The following is a 16,989-nucleotide window of genomic DNA, read 5'->3' as shown; positions in this document are numbered from 1 at the left end:
CATTGACGCACGACACGACCGCGACAAACCTCACATCCGATCAGGTCCACGCCTGTCGAAAGGAATTCAGGATGCGCCACGACATCGAGTTCGACTCCGACGGGACGACCCTGCGAGGCTGGCTCTACATTCCCGAATCCGGAGTGGCTCCGCACCCCGCAGTCGTGGTGACGCACGGACTGGGCGCGGTGAAGGAGCAGTACACCGACACCATCGCCGAGAATCTGGCGAACGCCGGCATCGCGGTGGTCCTGTACGACCACCCGTGTTTCGGGGCCAGCGATGGGCTGCCGCGCCAGGAGGCGGACCCGGTCGCGCAGATACAGGGTTACCGAAACGCCATTACATTCCTGCAGTCCCGGTCCGACATCGACTCCGACCGGATCGGCGTGTTCGGTTCCAGCTTCGCCGGCGGCCATGTTCTGGTCGTCGGTGCCGTCGACCGCCGGGTGAAGTGCGTATACGCGCAGGTCCCGGTCATCAGCGGTGGAACGAGCCTGTCCCGATTCATCAACTCCGAGGCCATGCGCGGGATTCGGCGCATGTTCGACTACGACCGCCTGGCACGCTTCCAAGGCGCGGAGCCCGGTGTCATCCCGCTGATCACCGAGGACCCGACGGCGATGGCCGCGATGGCGGACCGCGAAACGTACGCGTGGTACCAGTCCATCGAGCCCGAACGACTCGCCACGTGGCGCAACGAGATCACCGTGCGCTCCATCGAACTGCTGTCGGGGTACGAACCGGGCGACTACATCGGGCGCATCTCGCCCACGCCGCTGCTCATGGTCGTCGCACAGCAGGACATCCTCACGCACAGCGACCTCGCCTTCGCGGCATACGAACGCGCGCTGCACCCGAAGCGGCTCGCCATCCTGCCCGGTGGCCATTTCGTGGTCTACAACGAGGAATTCGCGGAGTCGCAGAGGCTCATGACGTCGTTCTTCCTCGAACACCTCACGGCCGGAGCGGCGTCTGTTCCAGAGCAGCGCACGGCTCACGACCCGAGCGCGGCCGTCGGCGCCACCGATGGGTTCGCACAGGCGGATGCCGCGATCCCGGAGGGATCAGAGGCATAGCGCGGGCCGGGCGGGCCGGGCGGGCCGGCCACGAAGCGTTGTCCACTGCCGCGTGATGGCCCGGAGACCGCTCCCGACCACGGGTATCGGGGCCGGGGCGCTCCCGGCCTCGGTGCCCGGGCAGTGGGCGGGTGCCGACCCCGACCCGGGTTTCGGCGGACGCGCGAAGGCGGCCGGGCGCGCGGGACTCGCCCGGGTCGGCCGCGCGATCACGTCCGCCGTCCCTCGTCCTCGGCGAACGTCGTGGACGCGTCGCCACGACGCGGCCCGGCCCCCGGCTCTCGCCATCCGAACACGGCACACGGCCGACCCGCGACGCGTCAGGGGTGCTGCGCCGCCGGTTGCGACGAAGACCTGAAGACACCGTTCTCGGCCGCCAGGCACGCGGCTCGCGCCGCCCGGTCGGCCAGATCGAGATCGAGCGGCCTGCGTGCCACGATCATCCGATAGTAGAGCGGCGCCCCGACTGCGGCGATGACCTCCGACTTGTCCGTCTCGCGGGCGAGTTCGCCCCGCTCGACGGCTCGCTCCACGATCACTCCGGCGGCCTCGTTGCGCAGCTCGAAGAACCGGGACATCGCGACTGCCGCGTCGGGGTTCCTCGTGGCCGCCACCATCATCGTGTCGAACAGGGCACGCGTGCGTGCGTCGTTGAGGTATAGGTTCACGATGCCCCGGGCCAGCCCCCGCAGATCGGCGGCCAATGATCCGTGGTCCGGCAACGGGATCTCACGTGTTCCGATCGTGTTCATCAGGTCCACGACCAGACCCTCGACCGACCGCCACCGACGATAGACCGTCGTCACGTGCACACCGGAGCGGCGCGCGACACCCTCAACCGTCAGAGCTCCGTAGCCGACGTCCTCCAGTTCGCTCAGGACGGCTTCGAGAACGGCGGTACGCGTACGGGCGGTACGCCCTCCAGGCCTCCGGGTTCCCGGCGGCGCCGAACCTTCACTCAACGCACTCTCCGACCCGACGAACCTCGACTCCGCACTCTATTACCCGCCGGTGCCGCGCCGACCGGGAGAGGCAGCCGATACCACCGACAGCCGCTGCGTGGCAGCCGGAACTTCCGTCCGACGGATGTCTTCTAATACGAATCTTATCGCGTTAAGGGAGATATGTGGGGCAGTGCCCCGTCGGCCGTCTGCTGTCCAGGAATGGAGCCCGAGACGGATCGACGGTCGGTAGGACCTTCCACCATCGTGAAGCCCGATGCCAACCGCGAGTGAAACGCCGCACACGTCCGGATCCGTCCGTCTCGGCGGGCGCGCGACGCGCGGCGCGTACCCGCACGGAGGTACCGAGCGCAGTGTCCGGCACCCTCTGATCGGGGCCACTCGCTCCGCGCAGCCGGCACTCGCCTTCGTCCGTCGATCCCACCCGGGAACGACGCGGACCAAGCGCCACCGGGCAGGTAACCATTTCGGCATGCCGAGGCACCGCATCACACGTCGCGGCTTGGTCCACCAGGCCGCCTGATCCACCATGAGCCGCCGGCTGGAAGCCGGCCGTATCGGCCGGTCCGGTCAGGTGTTGAGCAGGCGGTCGAAAAAGGACCGGTACTGCCGCAGAGCGATGCGCAGGTCCTCCGTGTCCGGCTCCTCACCGCGGTGCCATTGGGCCTCCAAGCCCTTCTTGTGTCCGGCGAACGTCGCGGCGAGCAACCGCATGACCTCGTCGACGAGGCGGTCGGCCGCGTCCACGGAATTCCGCGGGTCGTCGACGAATCCCTGTTGGATGTCCTGCCAGCGGGAGCGGAGGCCCTCCGCTTCCTGTGGACCGAGGAGCGGCGCGCTGCCCGTGCCAGGATGCGACGCGTCGTGCTCGGCAGTGGCGGTGTCCGACCGTTCACCGCTCTGGTCCCCGGTTTCGCCGGGCCCGGTCGGGTCTGCACCGACGTCGTCCCAGCCTTCGGTTGCCCGAGGTTGGCGTGCGTCGGAGGTCCGCGCGACGTCCTCGGAGGACAGCGCGCCGCCCTCCTTGCCGAGCGGGGTCGCTTCGTCGCGCCCGAATACGCCTTCTTCACGCATGTCCTTTCGCCTCCGCTGGTGTGGGTGTGGGTGTGGGTATGGCCGTCGGGCTCGACTGCCCGGTGGTTCACCGGCGGTCGTCGCCCGGCGCTTCGTTGTCGCTCTTGAGCAGGTCCTCGAACATGGCGCGGTAGTGGACCATCGCGCTTCGCAACTCCTCGGTCGAGGTGTCCCTGCCGCCGACGCGCTGGTTGATGTCGTGCGCGACGCGGTAGTGATCCAGGGTTCGGGCGTGCTCGACGGAGAGGTCTCGCTTTTGTTGCTCGTATCCTTCGGTCGGGTAGCCGCGCTCGCTCATCAACACCGTCACGAGGCGGTCCGCTTCTCCGACGGCCTGGTCGGGGTCGTCGACGAAGTGCTCCTGCACCCCCGCCCAGTCCCGCGCGTACCGGTCTCGCACCGCTGCGGGCAAGGGCCTGATCTCCAGGGAATCATGCCGTTCCTGGCGCTCGCGCAGATCACGCTCGGCTTCCCGCCGGCTCTCCTTCGACTCGACCGTGCGGTCGTATTCCGGACCGAAACGCTGCTGTAGGCGGCGGCGCCGAACCATGGCTCGCACGGCCAGCGCGATCAAGGCGATGATGATCACGACGGCCACGATGGTGATGATCGTCCACATCGTGTCCTCCACTCGTCGGCGGTCGACGGTCCGACGGTCACGGACCCGTGGAGCAGCTCAGCGGCGGATGCCTTCCGCGCGTCGCCGTTCAGGATGCGAGCCCCCGCGCCGAATCGGATAATCTGCTTTTACCCCTTGATTTGATCGTATATCGGACAAAGCGCACTGATATTGCGCAAAATGTGATCCCTGCCCGTGGGACGGCTTCCCGGATGCGGTCTGCGAGGTCGGCCGCACCGGAGCCCGGCAAGCGCTGGACACTGCCCTACGACGTGTAGCCGCCCAGTCCGCCGACACCGGCCTCGTCCCCTCGGGACGAGGCCGGTGTCGTGTCGCCGCAGTGGACAAAGGTGAACACCGGGGCGCGTTACTCTGCCGCGCGGGATGCGCGCTTGCGGTCGCCGCTCCCGCCCGTCACGCGTCGCGGATCCAGTGCCCGTCCGTGGCCCAGCCGAGGAACCGCCGGACGTTCGGCACCGCCGGATCGTCCAGGCTGCCGCCCGTGAACACATGCCGCAGCCCGGCCAGAACCGGCGCGAGGCGGCGCACGGTGTGCTCCGGCCGGCGCGCCGTCTCCTCCGCCATCCACGCGATCACCGCGAACTGGTCCTCCACCCCGCACAGGGACAGGAAGAACAGCGTCTGCCGCCACGCGTACGCGGCGTCCTTGACGGTGCCGAGCGGCCGCGGGTTCCCGGCGATCTGCTGCACCAGACGGCACACCGTGCGGTACGCGCCCCGCGCCGGCTCCGCCCAGCCCTCCGCCGGCTCCACCCCGATGGGGTACACGAGCGCGGCGAGGTTGTGCGTGGTGAGGATCTGCGCCTGCTCGATGACCTTCCCGTTCGCCGCGACCCACCAGCGGCCCCGCGGATCGATGCCGGCCCGCTCCCGGCACAGCTCGGCGAAGGCGTTCGAGGTGTTCGCCGCGAACCCACGCTCGCGCTTGACGTCATCGATCGTCCGGATCGCGGCGTAGTCGATGCCGTAGTACCGCGCGTACAGCGACCCTTCGAGCAGTACCGCGGCGTCCTGCGCGGCGCGCAGAAACTTCGCGGAGAACGTGCCCATGAAGATGTCCGCCGCGAGTTCCTCGGTGAACACCGCCTTGACCCCGGCCTGTCGCGCGAGCGAACCGAGCTCCTGGAGCAGCGGGTTCGGGACGATCGTGCCGGGGAAGGCGCGCACCGTCAGCGTGCCCAGCTCGGTCAGTGCCTCCCAGGCGTTACCCGCGGTGTCGGTCGACACCCGCCGATACGCGGACACCGCCCGTACCCACGGCAACTCCTCCAGCCGTACCTGGTGCTCCAGGTTGAGGAGCAACAGCGACCGACGCTCGGCGAACGCCCCATACCCCGCGGTCATCAGCGTGCGCAGCGCCGGATCGTGGTACGCCAACGCGGTCGTCGCGGCGACCAGTTGCGGGACCAGCTCGGCCAGCACCTCGGCCGACGGCACGATGCCGCGCTCGACGAGCGTCGCGACGGGCGCGCTGAGCGCGCGCTCGACCGGGTGACGCAGGCTGTCCGGAATCGGGCTGCCCGCGCGCACGCCGGTCCGCTCGGCTTCCGCGTCGGTCACCGGTACGAGCAGCCACGCCGTGTCGGGCAGACCCGCGTCGTCGCGCAGGTTCGCCAACCGGGTGATGAGGACGCGCGCCAGCTCGTGGAGCGTCGCGGTCGACGCGTCCTCGGCCTGACGGGCCCGCAGTTCGGCGTGCGGCGGCGAACCGGGCGCGCCGCGCTTGACGACCATCGCGTCGACGGCGTGCCGGAGCAGGCCGGGGCGGGCCGCCCCACGCGCACCGACGTTCGCGCGGATGCCGGTGCGGGGTCCGGCGGAGCGGGGTCCGGCGGTGCGGGCGGCGCGGCCGTCCGCGATGCGGGTGCCGGCGCTGCGAACATCACCGGCCCGTGTGTCACCGAGCGCCTCGGCCAAGGCGGCCAGCAGGATCGCGGAGTTCTCCCTGGGGTTGCGGTGCTTGGTGCACAGCGTGTGCTGCGCCGCCAAACGCCGGTAGCGGTGGAGGAGTTCACGGCCGCGTTCGGTCCAGCCCGCCGGTCGGATCGCGTCGAGCCGGCCGTCTTCGACGGTCTCCAGCCAGTGCGCGAGCAACTGGTCGGCGAACGGGTTCCACACGGTCAGCGCCTCGTTCATCGCCTCGACCGCGGGCTTGGGGCGCCGCGCGCCGAGCGTGGCCCGCAACGAGCCCACGGATTCGCGGTGCACGGCAGAGCCGTCGGGCACCGGCGTGTCGCTGGGGCTCGGCAGGAAGCGGAGGCGGTCCGCGTACGGCGCGATCTCGTCGAGCAGCGTGAGCGCCGCGAACCGATCCCCGGCGCGCAGCAGCCACGCGATGGTGAGCAGCGCGGCCTCCTCGGGCACCGCGACGTGATACCGACCGGTGTCGAGCATCGTGTGGAGCTCGGCCAGGCCCGCATCGGTGAGGAAGTACCGGAACACCGCGAGCCGATCGCCGGTACGCAGCCCGGCGCGGGCGGCGGCTTCGGCCTCGTGTGCGGTCCACGGCCCGCCCGCCGCGGCGTCGCCGGTGGCGAACCCGCCGCGCACGACCTCCGGGGTGACCCACGCGGGGAGCCCGCGCACGGGCGTGCGTGTGCCGATGGTCAACGAGCCGTCGGCCATGCCGCCGGCGACCTGCGTCCAGCGGCGCACGCGCTCCTCGGCGCGAAGCCGGGTCGCCTGGCTCTCGTGGGAGGCGGCGGTGTGGAACGCCTTGGCCAACTGCCAATCCGCATAACCGGGGTTGGCGACGGGCTGCACGTGAATCTCGTTCATGCCGACGTGGCGGGCCCTGCCCCCGCGCCCTCCGGGTTGAGAGCCCGGTGCTCTACTGACTGAGCTACACGTCGTGGTCGGTGTGGTCGGCACGGCGGGCACCGCGCGCCCCGCCGCTTTGTGCGGGTTACGGGCCCGGAGCTCTCCACGCCGAGCCCCGTGCCGCCACGTTCCGATGTCGCCGACGTGGCGGGTCCCGCCCCCGCGCCCTCCGGGACCGAGGCCCGGTGCTCTCTCTGACTGAGCTACACGCCGTTGCCGTGCTCGCCAACGTGGCGGGTCCCGCCCCCGCGCCCTCCGGGTCCGAAGCCCGGTGCTCTACTGACTGAGCTACACGTTGTGGTGCGCCGGCGAAGTGCCCGCCGACGAGGACGACATTAGGCCCGAGCCGCGGGCGGGGCAACGGGGTTATCCGCACGGCGCGCGGCGGCCACGGTTCGCCGCTCTCGGTACGCCGCCGCGACGGCTGCTCGGGCGACACGTCGGCCGGCGCCACGGTCAGCGCTCGCCGGCCCGGCCGCAGATCGCGCAGGGCTGGTTCGGCTGGTTGAGCAGGAACGCCCGGATCCGGGTGGAGTAGCGCGCCTGCGCGTAGTTCGGCACCTGTGCGGGAAAGCCGGCGAACAGCGGACGGTGCCGGCGGTCGTTGCCCAGCCGGGCGTCCAGCCGCGCCGGCAGCCGCATTCCGTGCGTCGCGAGATCCACCGGGCGCAAGCCGGCCAGCGCGGTCCGCAACTGGGCGCTCAGAACATGGCCGCGCTGCACCAGATCCGCTTCCAGCGCGGCGATCCCGCGGGCGTTCACACCCGCCTGATCCGGCCCGACCCGCTCCGCGTCGACGTACACCTGCGCCAGACGTCGTACCAGGAGGCCGTCGAGATCGTCGGCCGCGGTACTGGTATCGACTCGAACGATGCTGCGCACGCCACCACTCATGTACCGGTTACCCCCGACGAAAGACGAAGCGAGGGCGGAGAGTGGGTGCGCTGTCGATTGTCGGAGTGAGAAGGAAGCACACCGCGGAGCCGCCCCCGCACGCCGACCCTGACCTCGCTCCCCGAGTTCGCCCAAGGAATTTCCGGTCCGGTCCGGGGGAGAGCGGTGCGAGACCTGGCGCGAGGCTTCCGGGTCACGGCTGATACCGCACTCACCGACGATGGCCTTCGCACACGATGGGTGTCAGATCGGGTCCCACGCGATCGACTCGTACAGTCTGCCGAGCGTCCCCGTCAACGCGGTGTCGATCGGGATCGGCACGTCGTCGATGAGCCGAACCGGCGCGATCCCGCGCGAGTTCGTCACGAACGCGGCCCGGAACGAGCCCACGTCGGACAGGTGGACCGGGCCGCGTCGGGAGGGCAACGGCTCTGCGGAGAGCGCCCTTTCGAGCAAACCCATGGTGATGCCCTCCAGGACGGGCGCGTTCGGCCAGAGCAGCGAAGTACCGTCGAAGAACACGACGTTGGTGATCGCGCCCTCCGCGACGAGTCCGTCCGGGCCGGTCAGAAGCGCCTCGTCGAAACCCTCGCGGGCGACCTGTCGGCGGTAGTGCGCCTGCCCGAAGTCCCCGACGCGCTTGATGTGCGCGACGGAACGCAGATACGGGACGGACCGCAACGCCTGTGGCGCGGGCGGCATATCGCCGGGTGGCCGCAGGGTGACCAGGACCTCGACCGACCCGGCCTCGTCCGCGGCGAACACATGGACCCGCACCGACGCGTCGGGAACGTCGTGGGCCAGCGCGTGCCGGATGTACCGCCGGATCAGGTCCCCGTCCAGCGGGGTGCCGAACAACTCCCGGTTGGCCGCGTCGAGCCGATGGAGGTGGTCGGCGAGGCCGCGCACCCGGCCGCCGCGCACCTGCATCGCGGTGAAATGCCCGTAGCCGGCCACGGCGACGGCGTGCAGCCGTTCCACCGTGGTGGATCGGCCGTCGATCTCCACCCGTGATATCGCCGAAGCACTCATGCCGGCGACAATATCCGTCCGTCCGGGGCTTCCACTCGCGACGGCGCGGTGGTCGGCGACCTGGCCACGGGCCGGACGCACGCATGCGGATCGCCACAGCGGACAAGAACGGCACGCACACCTGTTCACCCGACGCAAGGCCGCCTCGTGGACCCCGAGCCCACACCGCCGTCGAGGCGAGGGCCACCTGAAGGGCTGACTCGTCCCGGGTGTGCTCGCGGACTTCACCGTCCTGGGCGAGGATCTGCTGTCCTCGCGCCCGAACGCATCGCGGAGATCCCGATCCTTTCGACTTGGGTGGGCGCCCGGCAGGTGTGGGGCGACTGCCGTCCCGAGGAGTTCGTGGCGGCGACGCACGTGCACGATGGCGGGAGGGCCCGTCGACGTCCCCCCGGTTGCCGAGCGGGCATTCCGGTCGCGGGCAGGGCCTCGCCACCCGTTCGCCCGCCCTGCGGTGCGGGATGTCAGGAACGGGCCGACCGTGGAGTTGTGAACAACCACCACGAATCACCGCACCGGTACGGCGTCGACACCCGTGTGGTCACGGTGGGCACCGTGCTCACCGCCTCGGGCTCGATCATCGCGCTGACCGGCCTGGCCATCACCGCATCCGCCCTGCTGGGCGCCGTGCGCAAACTGATCCGGGACTTGGACACCCCGCCCGGCGAAATGGCGGCCGCGAAGTTGCGGCAGGCGAAGCACGCTTCACGGGCGGGGATGGCGGCGTGGCAGGAGGCTGCGGACGGTCGTTCTTGACGGACGGTCGTTTTGACCCGACACACGCAACGAGCGAAGACGGTGGTGTTCTCGCCGGGCCCGCGGGGCCGGCGAGAACACCACCGTCTTCGGCTGAGCCGTGCTTGGCCGCCCCGCGGGTGCGAACTCGGACGTGGGCGACGCGTCACGCCGGGATGTGCCTTGGGGGGAGTGTGTTCAGGGTGTCAAGGTCGATGTCGGAGAGGTCGATCTCGGCCGCCTCCCAGTAGGCGTCCAGTTCTTGCGGTGTGCTCGGGGCGACGACGGGGAGCAGCACCGGCGAATTGCCGAGAAGCCATGCCAGTGCGATCTGGGCGGCGCTCGCTCCGTGGCGTTCGGCCACGGCGGTGACGGCCGATCTCGTCCGGGCTCCCGAACCCAGGGGCCGTCGGGGCACGAACACCAGGCGGTGGGATTCGCAGAACGCGAGAAGATCCTCCGTGGTCCGATCGGCGACGTGGTACGGGGCATGGACGGAGGAGATCTCGGTGATCGTCATGGCCCGCCGCACCTCTGCGATGCTGCTCGCCTCGACTCCGATGTGGCGTATCTTCCCCGCACGGCGCAGATCCGCCAGCACGCCGAGTCGGTCCGTCCAGGAAGGCGTCTCGGCGGGATCCGCCGCGGGCAGGCGATAAAGGTCGATCGCCTCCGTTCGCAGTCCGCGGAGGTCGGCTTCGCACTGTGTACGAAGCCGATCGGGGTGATCCGGCGCGGACGCACGACCGGTACCCGCGTTCGTGCCGCCGGCGCGGGCCGCGACCAAGAGGTGCGCCGGATAGGGGTGGAGCGCGTGAGCGACCAATTCCTCGGCGGTGTCCTCGACATCGACGAGGCGCGCCCCGCGGTCGACGGCTTGACGCAGGACGGTTCGAGCCCGTCGGCCCGCCTCGGGCGTTCTCGGAATCCCCGGGGCGGTCAGGCCCCTGGTGGACAGACCCAGACGCTGGGGCAACGGACTTCGGCCGATGGTGAAGAAGTCGGGATGCATCGTCTCCGGCCTTGTCGGAGTCGGCCGAGACGGGCACTCGCCTGGTGCGGGCTCGGGTCGTGGTGTCGACGAGGTCGACGAGGTCGACGGATGGGACCGTGTCGAGGGAAACCGCGGCGGTTCCGTGTGGATCCCGCCGTGCCCCGATCACAATGCGATGCTATGCATATCCCCAACTCAGTGCAATCATCAAATTGCACTCGGTGCAATTGGGTATTCGGGAACGTGACGAGGCGGTGCACTTGCATGGAAGACTTCCGACGCGTGGCCGACGCGGTCCAGGCGGACATCGAAGCGGGGCGGCTCCGCCCCGGCGATCGACTGGCCACCCAACGGGAGTTCGCCCGCGCCCACGGCATCGCCAACTCCACCGCCGGGCGCGTATACGCCGAATTGGGTCGTCGGGGACTGATCCTCGGTGAGGTCGGCCGCGGCACCTTCGTCCGTGCCGCCGCCAAGCACCCCCTCGCACTGTCCGACCCCTCGAACGCCCCCGCCGATCTCGAGCTGAGCGTGCCCTCGGTCCCCGAGCAGTTTCCGCTGCTTGCCGAGGGCCTCGCGCGCATGCATCGGCCCGATGTCCTGCGGAACGCCCTTCTCCCCGTCGGCGTGTCCGGCACCCCGGAGGCCCGGACGGCGGCCGCGGCGACACTGGCGTGTGCCGGGTGGACCCCCGACCCCGCCGACATCCTCTTCGCGGGCAGCGGGCGCCAGGCCATCGCCGCCACCATCGCCGCGCTCGTTCCGCCCGGAGGCCGGCTCGGGGTCGAGGAACTGACCTACCCGGTGGTCCGCGCGATCGCCGCACGGCTGGGGGTGGTTCTCGTCCCCCTGGCCATGGACTTCGCCGGTGTCAGGCCTGCGGCCGTTGCCGCCGCGCACCGTTCGGCGAGACTCCAGGCGATCTATCTCCAACCGACCCTGCACAACCCGCTCTCGATCACGATGCCGGCCGAGCGGCGGAACGAACTCGCGGCCCTGGCGAATAGGTTGCACCTTCCCATGATCGAGGACGCGGTCTGGTCGCGGTTCGGCGACACCGCGTTGCCGCCGATCGCCCTCGGGGCTCCGGAGCACGCCGTCGTCATCGACAGCCTGTCCAAACGTGTGGCGCCGGGCCTGAGCATCGGGATGGCGGTCGTCCCGCACCGGATCGCCGGCGCGGTGCGCGCGTCGCTGCGAACCGGTGCGTGGACGGCCCAGCGCTACGCCCTGGAGGCGGCCACCGGGTGGATGAGCGACGGCACACTCGCCTCCGTTGTGGAGGCAAAGCGCCTGGACGCGCGCGTTCGTCAGGAAGCCGTTCGCTCCAAGCTCGCGGGTTTCCGGCTGCGGACCGCTCCCGGCGCCTACATGTGCTGGTGGGAACTACCGGAACCGTGGCGGGCGGACACGTTCGTGGCGGCGGCCGCGCGGCGGGGCATCGCGGTCACACCCGGCGCCGCCTTCGCGGTCGCGCCCGCCACCGCCCACGATGCGATCCGATTGGGACTGGCCTCCCCGACGCCGGACGCCCTGTCGGCGGCTCTGGAGGCCCTGGCGACCTTGGCCGGTTCGATCCCGGAGCACGAACCGGTCGAATAGCTTGCGACGACACTGCCGTCACCACGCACGTACCCGGGCCGACATGCTCCGATCCGAGGGGTGTGGAGGCGGTACGGTCGTGCGCATGACGACCGGCGGGGAGATTCCCGCGACCCGAGCCTTCGGGGGATCGCCCGACAGGCCGCGAGGCAGGACGCGCGGTGGGGGAACACGCCCGACTATTCCGGGCGTTCGTTGCCCGGCAGCACTCGGGACGACGCGGACGTCGAGGCCGACCTGCTGGGCGCCATGTTGTCGGACCGCACCGTGATCGATCGTGTGTACCGGCTCGTGGGCGAAGCCGACTTTTTTCGGCCTGTTGAACCGCCACATGTTTCTCTCGCTCTGCCGGGTCCACTACCGTCTGGGACGGTTCGACATGGACGTCGTCGCCGCCGAAATGGAACGCTCCCACGGCCTGCCGGGCCTCGCGGACAGCGGCTATTCGGCGGACCTGCTCGCTCGGGTGGGTATTTCCACAATGCTTGCCGCAAGCCATGCCCGGCACATCCGCGAGACCGCCGGATGGCGCCGCACGGTCGAACTCCCGAGGCCGATCGGCTGTCGGCCCCGAGACACGAACACCGCCCGTGCCGGTGGGACGCGGACAGGGCCGTTCGACCCGGGCCGCGGGAACCGGTCGGCCCTGCCTCGCGCGCGGGATCGGCGTGAGGCTGGCCGTGAGCGGCGCGGACGCGCCCCGGCGGAAGGGATCGGGTCCATGAACGAGATCGGCACACCGCGCGAGGTCTGGGTACTGGCCGTCGACGGCGAGACGGTCCTGCTGCGGCCTCCGGGACCCGAGGACCGGGACGGCGTGCTCGCGATGCATCGTGCGATGTCGGCGGAGAATCTGTACCTGCGGTTCTTCGGCACCTCGGAGACGTCGGTACGGGAGACCGCCGAGCGGGTGAGTACGCCCGGCCGGGCCGGGTGCGGTGCGCTGATCGCGCTGACCCACGACGGGAGCGAGGTCATCGGGGTCGTCGAATACAACGGCGACGCCGGCTCCGGCGAGGCGGAGCTCGCCCTGGCGGTGGCCGATGCCTGGCACGGCAGGGGGGTGGGCACCCTGCTGATCGAGCATGTGGTCACGATGGCCCGCGCGGACAAAATTCGCACGCTGGTCGCGGACACGTTGCCGTGGAATCGTCCGATGCTTCGGGTGCTGGAGCACATGGGATTGCCGGTGCGCAACCGACTCGTGGCCGGGGTGACGAGTTGCGTGATCCCGTTGGACGGCGACAGCGCCTCGACGGAGCGGTATCTGACCGCGCTGGCGCGGCGTGAGGCCCTGGCGGACGTGGCCAGTCTGGTGCCGCTGTTCGCACCTCGGTCGGTGGTGATCGCGGGCGCGGGGCATCGGGCCGACTCGGTCGGCCGGGCGCTGCTGCGCAACGTGAAGGGGACGCACTACACCGGGTCTCTGGCCGTGCTGCATCCCACCGCGACCGAGGTGGACGGGGTGCCGGCGTTCCCGACGCCGGACCTGCTTCCCGAGGTGCCCGATCTGGTGGTGGTGGCCGTTCCGGCGGACCGGGTTCCCGATCTGGTCGAGGACTGCGGGCGCGTCGGTGTACGGGCCCTGGTGGTGGTGACCTCGGGGGGTACGCCGGAGCAGGCCGCACGCGTGCATGCCTCCGTGCGCCGGCACGGGATGCGGATGGTCGGCCCGAACTGCCTGGGGATCGCGCAGACCGACCCCGCCACCGCGCTCAACGCGACGTTCGGGTGGGTGGTCCCCGCCGCCGGCAGCGCGGGTGTGGCGGTGCAGTCCGGTGGGGTGGGGATTGCGTTGACCGAGCAGTTGAACCGGCTGGGGATCGGGGTGTCCACGTTCGCGTCGCTCGGTGACAAGTACGACGTCAGCGGCAACGACATGCTGCAGTGGTGGCAGGCCGACACCCGGACCACGATGGCAATCCTGCATCTGGAGTCCTTCGGCAACCCGCGCAAGTTCTCCCGGATCGCGAGCGCCGTCGGCCGTGTCAAGCCGGTGCTCACGGTGGACGCGGGTCGCTCGGCGGCCGGGCGTCGCGCCGCGGGCTCGCACACCGCGGCGGCGGTGACGCCGACCGTGGCGCGCGGGGCGCTGTTCCGCCAGGCCGGGGTGACCGCCGTACAGACCCTGGGCGACCTGGTCGCGATCGCGGCCCTGCTGCATGCCCAACCGCTGCCCGACGGAGCATCCGTGGCGGTGATCGGCAACGCGGGCGGCGCGGGAGTGCTCGCGGCCGATGCCTGTGTGGACGCCGGCCTGGCGGTGCCGCGTTTCGGCCCCGATCTCGAAGCCGAACTCCGCGCCCTGCTGCCCGCCGGCGCCGCGTGCGCCAACCCGGTGGACACCACCGCCACCGTCGACGGCGAGACGCTGCGCCGGTGCGTGGACCGGGTGTCGGCGGCCGGTCGCGTCGACGCCGTGGTCCTGGCTCTGGCGCCGACGGCCCTCGGCGACCCGCTCGGCGACATCCTCGAGGGTCCCGCCGTTCGGGACCGGCCCGTCCTGGTGATCGCCCCCGAACGTGCCGCCGCGGTGGAGTTGTTGCCCGCCGTGGGCGGCGCGGTGCCGGTGTACGGCGACGCGCGCACGGCAGCGGTCGCGCTCGCGCACGCCTACGAACGCGCGATGTGGCTGACTCGCCCCCGTGGCACGGTGCCGGCCCTGGCCGACGTCGATCGCACCGCGGCCCGTTCGCTCGCCGGCGAGTTCCTGCTGCGCGAGCCCGACGGCGGATGGCTACCGCCCGGCGAATGCGCGCGCATGTTGGGCGCGTACGGCATCGAGGTGAGCCCGTGGCGGCAGGCGTTCGACGTCGAGGAGGCGGTGGCGGTGGCGCGTGAACTCGCCCCGCTGGGCGTCGACGGAGCGGTCGTGCTCAAGGCGTACGGCCCGCACATCGTGCACAAGAGCGATGTGGGCGGCGTGCGATTGCGCCTGGTCGGCGACGACGCGGTACGTGCGGCGTTCACCGACCTGGCCAACCGGATCGGCGCGTTGATGGAGAGCGTGGTCGTCCAGCCGATGGCCGCCTCGGGGGTCGAGCTGATCGCCGGGGTGACCCAGGACGAGGTGCTGGGCCCGTTGGTGGTGTTCGGGCTGGGCGGGGTCGCCACCGACGTCCTCGCCGACCACGGTGCGCGGTTGACCCCGCTGACCGATCTGGACGCGCACTCGCTCCTGGCCGACTCACGAGGGGCCCCGTTGCTGTACGGCCATCGAGGTGGGCCGGCCGCCGACACCGCCGGGATCGAGGACGTCCTGCACCGGTTGTCCAGGCTCGCGGACGATGTGCCGCAGCTCGTGGAGGCCGACTTGAACCCCCTGGTCGCCCGCCCCGACGGCGTCACCGTCGTCGACGCCCGGATCCGATTGGCACCGCGACACGGACAGGATCCATACCTGCGGCGACTGCGCTGACCCTGGGCTCGCGGCGGATGCCCAAGCCTGACTGCGGGGGAGCCGGATACTCAGCGCGCCCGAGCGGGGCCTTGCGAAGCACGTGTCCACCGGTGGGGGCAGGCCCCGGACGCGTCGCCGGGGCGATGTTGCCGGCCCCGGCCCGGGCGAGGCGGGCGGCCTGTCCTCGGTCCGCGAGCGGGCGGAGGTGGCCGATCAGAAGACACCGGGCCTCCCGGCCGAGGCGTCGTGGTCGGCGGCGTCCCGGCCGGGAAATCCTTGTGCGAGGTCGGGTCAGGAGACTTCGGTGGTGGCGTCCCGGACGGCCTTGTCGATGTCCTTCGAGCTCACGTCGAGTTCCTTGGCCACCTTCTTCTCCGCCTTCAGCTCCGCCTTGGCCAACGCGTGCTGGAGCGTGCTCTCGCCGACGACGACCAGGGCGGCCTCGCCCTCGTCGATGAGCTCGCCGAACTCCTTCACGTCCGCACGGGACATGCCGCGCCACAGGTGGCCGCCCACCCCGCCCACGGCGGCCCCCACGGCGGCTGTGCCGATGATCGCCGGCGGGAACAGGATGCCGACGAGCGCGCCGACCGCCGCGCCGCCCCATGCGCCGTGTCGCGTGGACGTCTCGTCCTTGTTGACGTGCACCTTGCCCGCGTCGTCCTTGGTGACCACCGAAGCGTCGTAGCCGCCGACCGCACCCAGCGCGTGCAGGTCCTTCACGACGTCGTAGTCGGCCCGCGCCGCCGCCTGGTCCGGGTAGGTCCCGATGTAGATGAACACCGAGTCGGGCTTCGCCATTTCGTTGATCCCTTCCGAGGATGCCGCATCCGGGAGGACACGGCGACGACCGAGAACGCGCAGCGGTGCACGGGCACGGGCGACGCCCGTGCCCGCAAGCCATGCGATCTTGTCCGGCAGTTCCAGCATGGGGCCCACCAGCCGGCTCGGCATCCCGCACGGCGGGCGGACGGCACGAGGAGTCGAGCGGCGGGGGCCGGCCGGCCGCGGACGCGCGGGTCCCAGGGCAAGGCGGTGGGCGGGGGCAGGGTCTGCCGCGACACGAAAGGACACCACGTTCGGCGTACTCGGAATCGTCCGTGCGCGCGTAGGTCCACCGAGGTCGAGGCGGGTGCGGCGCCCGGGATCGAGGGGGCGGGCCATTGCCGGATCGGCTCGCGCGGCTCGCCGCGTACGGGATCGGCCGAGTCGGTGTGGTGTCCGGTCGTTGCGCGGGGGTGGGTTCCTCGGCTGCGAAGGCGGTGTCCGCACGTCTTCGCCTGCCGTCGGGGTGGGATCGGATCCGGGTGGCCCGACACACGAGATTCGGCCGGGCCCGACACGTGGACGGTGCCCGACCGGGTCGTGTGGCGATCAGAGCAGCCAGCGGTGGTCGCGGACGATCGGCAGGCGGGCCCACAGGGCGCCCAGGCCGAGCCGGCTGCCGACGGCGACCGCGGCGAGGGCGATCAGGGAGATGGCGTAGATGACGTGGTAGTCGGTGAAAGGGTTCGTGGAGGAACTGGGCTTGCCGCTGTCGAGGTGCTTGGCGGGCGGCCATTCGGCGATCCACATCAACGCCATCATGGCGGTACCGGAGACGGCCGCCGGACGCAGACCGATGCCCAGGACCAGCGCGACGCCGACGCCGAGCAGACCGAGCATGAACAGCCAGTCGGCCCAGGGCTCGCCGGCCCAGTCGCGCAGGGTGCCGGCCATCGGGCCGACGTCCACGTGGGAGAGGAAACCCTTGGTGG

The 16,989-nt window shown here is 71.1% G+C and carries 12 protein-coding genes, 3 tRNA genes and 1 pseudogene; 4 read left to right on the top strand and 12 right to left on the bottom strand.

Annotation, left to right across the window (positions count from 1 at the left end):
- The first annotated feature begins 71 nt into the window (after positions 1–71).
- Positions 72–1,079: an alpha/beta hydrolase gene (locus tag ACZ4FV_RS43365; RefSeq protein WP_402241954.1), complete on the top strand. Its 1,008-nt coding sequence runs from the start codon at positions 72–74 to the stop codon at positions 1,077–1,079.
- Positions 1,080–1,399: 320 nt separating this feature from the next.
- Here the strand turns inward: ACZ4FV_RS43365 and ACZ4FV_RS43360 are convergent, their stop codons facing one another.
- The 9 genes from ACZ4FV_RS43360 to ACZ4FV_RS43320 all read right to left on the bottom strand — a co-directional run bounded on the left by ACZ4FV_RS43360 (position 1,400) and on the right by ACZ4FV_RS43320 (position 8,501).
- Positions 1,400–2,041, bottom strand: a complete 642-nt coding sequence (locus ACZ4FV_RS43360; protein WP_395874380.1) for a TetR/AcrR family transcriptional regulator — start codon at positions 2,039–2,041, stop codon at positions 1,400–1,402.
- A gap of 570 nt (positions 2,042–2,611) precedes the next feature.
- The gene (locus ACZ4FV_RS43355) at positions 2,612–3,115 is read right to left on the bottom strand and encodes a hypothetical protein (RefSeq protein WP_402241957.1); all 504 of its coding nucleotides are present in this window, start codon (positions 3,113–3,115) and stop codon (positions 2,612–2,614) included.
- Between the two features lie 67 nt (positions 3,116–3,182).
- On the bottom strand, positions 3,183–3,734 hold the full coding sequence (locus tag ACZ4FV_RS43350) for a hypothetical protein (protein ID WP_465326350.1): 552 nt from the start codon (positions 3,732–3,734) through the stop codon (positions 3,183–3,185).
- 414 nt (positions 3,735–4,148) lie between these two features.
- Positions 4,149–6,533: a hypothetical protein gene (locus tag ACZ4FV_RS43345; protein ID WP_465326348.1), complete on the bottom strand. Its 2,385-nt coding sequence runs from the start codon at positions 6,531–6,533 to the stop codon at positions 4,149–4,151.
- A 1-nt stretch (position 6,534) separates the two neighbouring features.
- Positions 6,535–6,607 (bottom strand) — tRNA-Glu (locus ACZ4FV_RS43340).
- A gap of 107 nt (positions 6,608–6,714) precedes the next feature.
- Positions 6,715–6,788: transfer RNA gene (locus ACZ4FV_RS43335), tRNA-Arg, on the bottom strand.
- 12 nt (positions 6,789–6,800) lie between these two features.
- Positions 6,801–6,873 (bottom strand) — tRNA-Arg (locus ACZ4FV_RS43330).
- A gap of 158 nt (positions 6,874–7,031) precedes the next feature.
- The gene (locus ACZ4FV_RS43325) at positions 7,032–7,457 is read right to left on the bottom strand and encodes a hypothetical protein (RefSeq protein WP_465326346.1); all 426 of its coding nucleotides are present in this window, start codon (positions 7,455–7,457) and stop codon (positions 7,032–7,034) included.
- Positions 7,458–7,712: 255 nt separating this feature from the next.
- A complete protein-coding gene (locus tag ACZ4FV_RS43320; RefSeq protein ID WP_465326344.1) occupies positions 7,713–8,501 on the bottom strand; it encodes an aminotransferase class IV family protein in 789 nt (262 codons plus the stop codon).
- Between the two features lie 489 nt (positions 8,502–8,990).
- Between ACZ4FV_RS43320 and ACZ4FV_RS43315 the strand changes: the two genes are divergently transcribed.
- On the top strand, positions 8,991–9,257 hold the full coding sequence (locus ACZ4FV_RS43315) for a hypothetical protein (protein ID WP_395874392.1): 267 nt from the start codon (positions 8,991–8,993) through the stop codon (positions 9,255–9,257).
- Positions 9,258–9,402: 145 nt separating this feature from the next.
- Here ACZ4FV_RS43315 and ACZ4FV_RS43310 read toward each other — a convergent pair whose 3' ends face one another.
- Positions 9,403–10,248: an aldo/keto reductase gene (locus ACZ4FV_RS43310; protein WP_465326342.1), complete on the bottom strand. Its 846-nt coding sequence runs from the start codon at positions 10,246–10,248 to the stop codon at positions 9,403–9,405.
- 246 nt (positions 10,249–10,494) lie between these two features.
- On the opposite strand from ACZ4FV_RS43310, the gene ACZ4FV_RS43305 reads away from it, so the two are divergent.
- Both ACZ4FV_RS43305 and ACZ4FV_RS43300 read left to right on the top strand, forming a co-directional pair.
- Positions 10,495–11,832, top strand: a complete 1,338-nt coding sequence (locus ACZ4FV_RS43305; protein WP_395874396.1) for an aminotransferase-like domain-containing protein — start codon at positions 10,495–10,497, stop codon at positions 11,830–11,832.
- Between the two features lie 721 nt (positions 11,833–12,553).
- Positions 12,554–15,250, top strand: coding sequence for a bifunctional acetate--CoA ligase family protein/GNAT family N-acetyltransferase (locus tag ACZ4FV_RS43300; protein WP_465326340.1), 2,697 nt, complete (start codon positions 12,554–12,556; stop codon positions 15,248–15,250).
- A 273-nt stretch (positions 15,251–15,523) separates the two neighbouring features.
- Here the strand turns inward: ACZ4FV_RS43300 and ACZ4FV_RS43295 are convergent, their stop codons facing one another.
- Both ACZ4FV_RS43295 and ACZ4FV_RS43290 read right to left on the bottom strand, forming a co-directional pair.
- Positions 15,524–16,033, bottom strand: a complete 510-nt coding sequence (locus tag ACZ4FV_RS43295; protein WP_395874399.1) for a DUF1269 domain-containing protein — start codon at positions 16,031–16,033, stop codon at positions 15,524–15,526.
- Between the two features lie 573 nt (positions 16,034–16,606).
- A pseudogene (locus ACZ4FV_RS43290) lies at positions 16,607–16,989 on the bottom strand (hypothetical protein); the annotation flags it as partial.

The sequence above is a fragment of the Embleya sp. NPDC025285 genome, assembly GCF_055558835.1.
The sequence above is the reverse complement of the archived record's forward strand: the minus strand, read 5'-3'. Positions and strand labels throughout refer to the sequence as shown.

Coding starts and splice junctions, on each gene's coding strand:
- ACZ4FV_RS43310 (WP_465326342.1), bottom strand. CDS start 10,248: ATGCATCCCGACTTCTTCACCATCGGCCGAAGTCCGTTGCCCCAGCGT.
- ACZ4FV_RS43355 (WP_402241957.1), bottom strand. CDS start 3,115: ATGCGTGAAGAAGGCGTATTCGGGCGCGACGAAGCGACCCCGCTCGGC.
- ACZ4FV_RS43345 (WP_465326348.1), bottom strand. CDS start 6,533: ATGAACGAGATTCACGTGCAGCCCGTCGCCAACCCCGGTTATGCGGAT.
- ACZ4FV_RS43295 (WP_395874399.1), bottom strand. CDS start 16,033: ATGGCGAAGCCCGACTCGGTGTTCATCTACATCGGGACCTACCCGGAC.
- ACZ4FV_RS43305 (WP_395874396.1), top strand. CDS start 10,495: ATGGAAGACTTCCGACGCGTGGCCGACGCGGTCCAGGCGGACATCGAA.
- ACZ4FV_RS43300 (WP_465326340.1), top strand. CDS start 12,554: ATGAACGAGATCGGCACACCGCGCGAGGTCTGGGTACTGGCCGTCGAC.
- ACZ4FV_RS43320 (WP_465326344.1), bottom strand. CDS start 8,501: ATGAGTGCTTCGGCGATATCACGGGTGGAGATCGACGGCCGATCCACC.
- ACZ4FV_RS43350 (WP_465326350.1), bottom strand. CDS start 3,734: ATGTGGACGATCATCACCATCGTGGCCGTCGTGATCATCATCGCCTTG.
- ACZ4FV_RS43365 (WP_402241954.1), top strand. CDS start 72: ATGCGCCACGACATCGAGTTCGACTCCGACGGGACGACCCTGCGAGGC.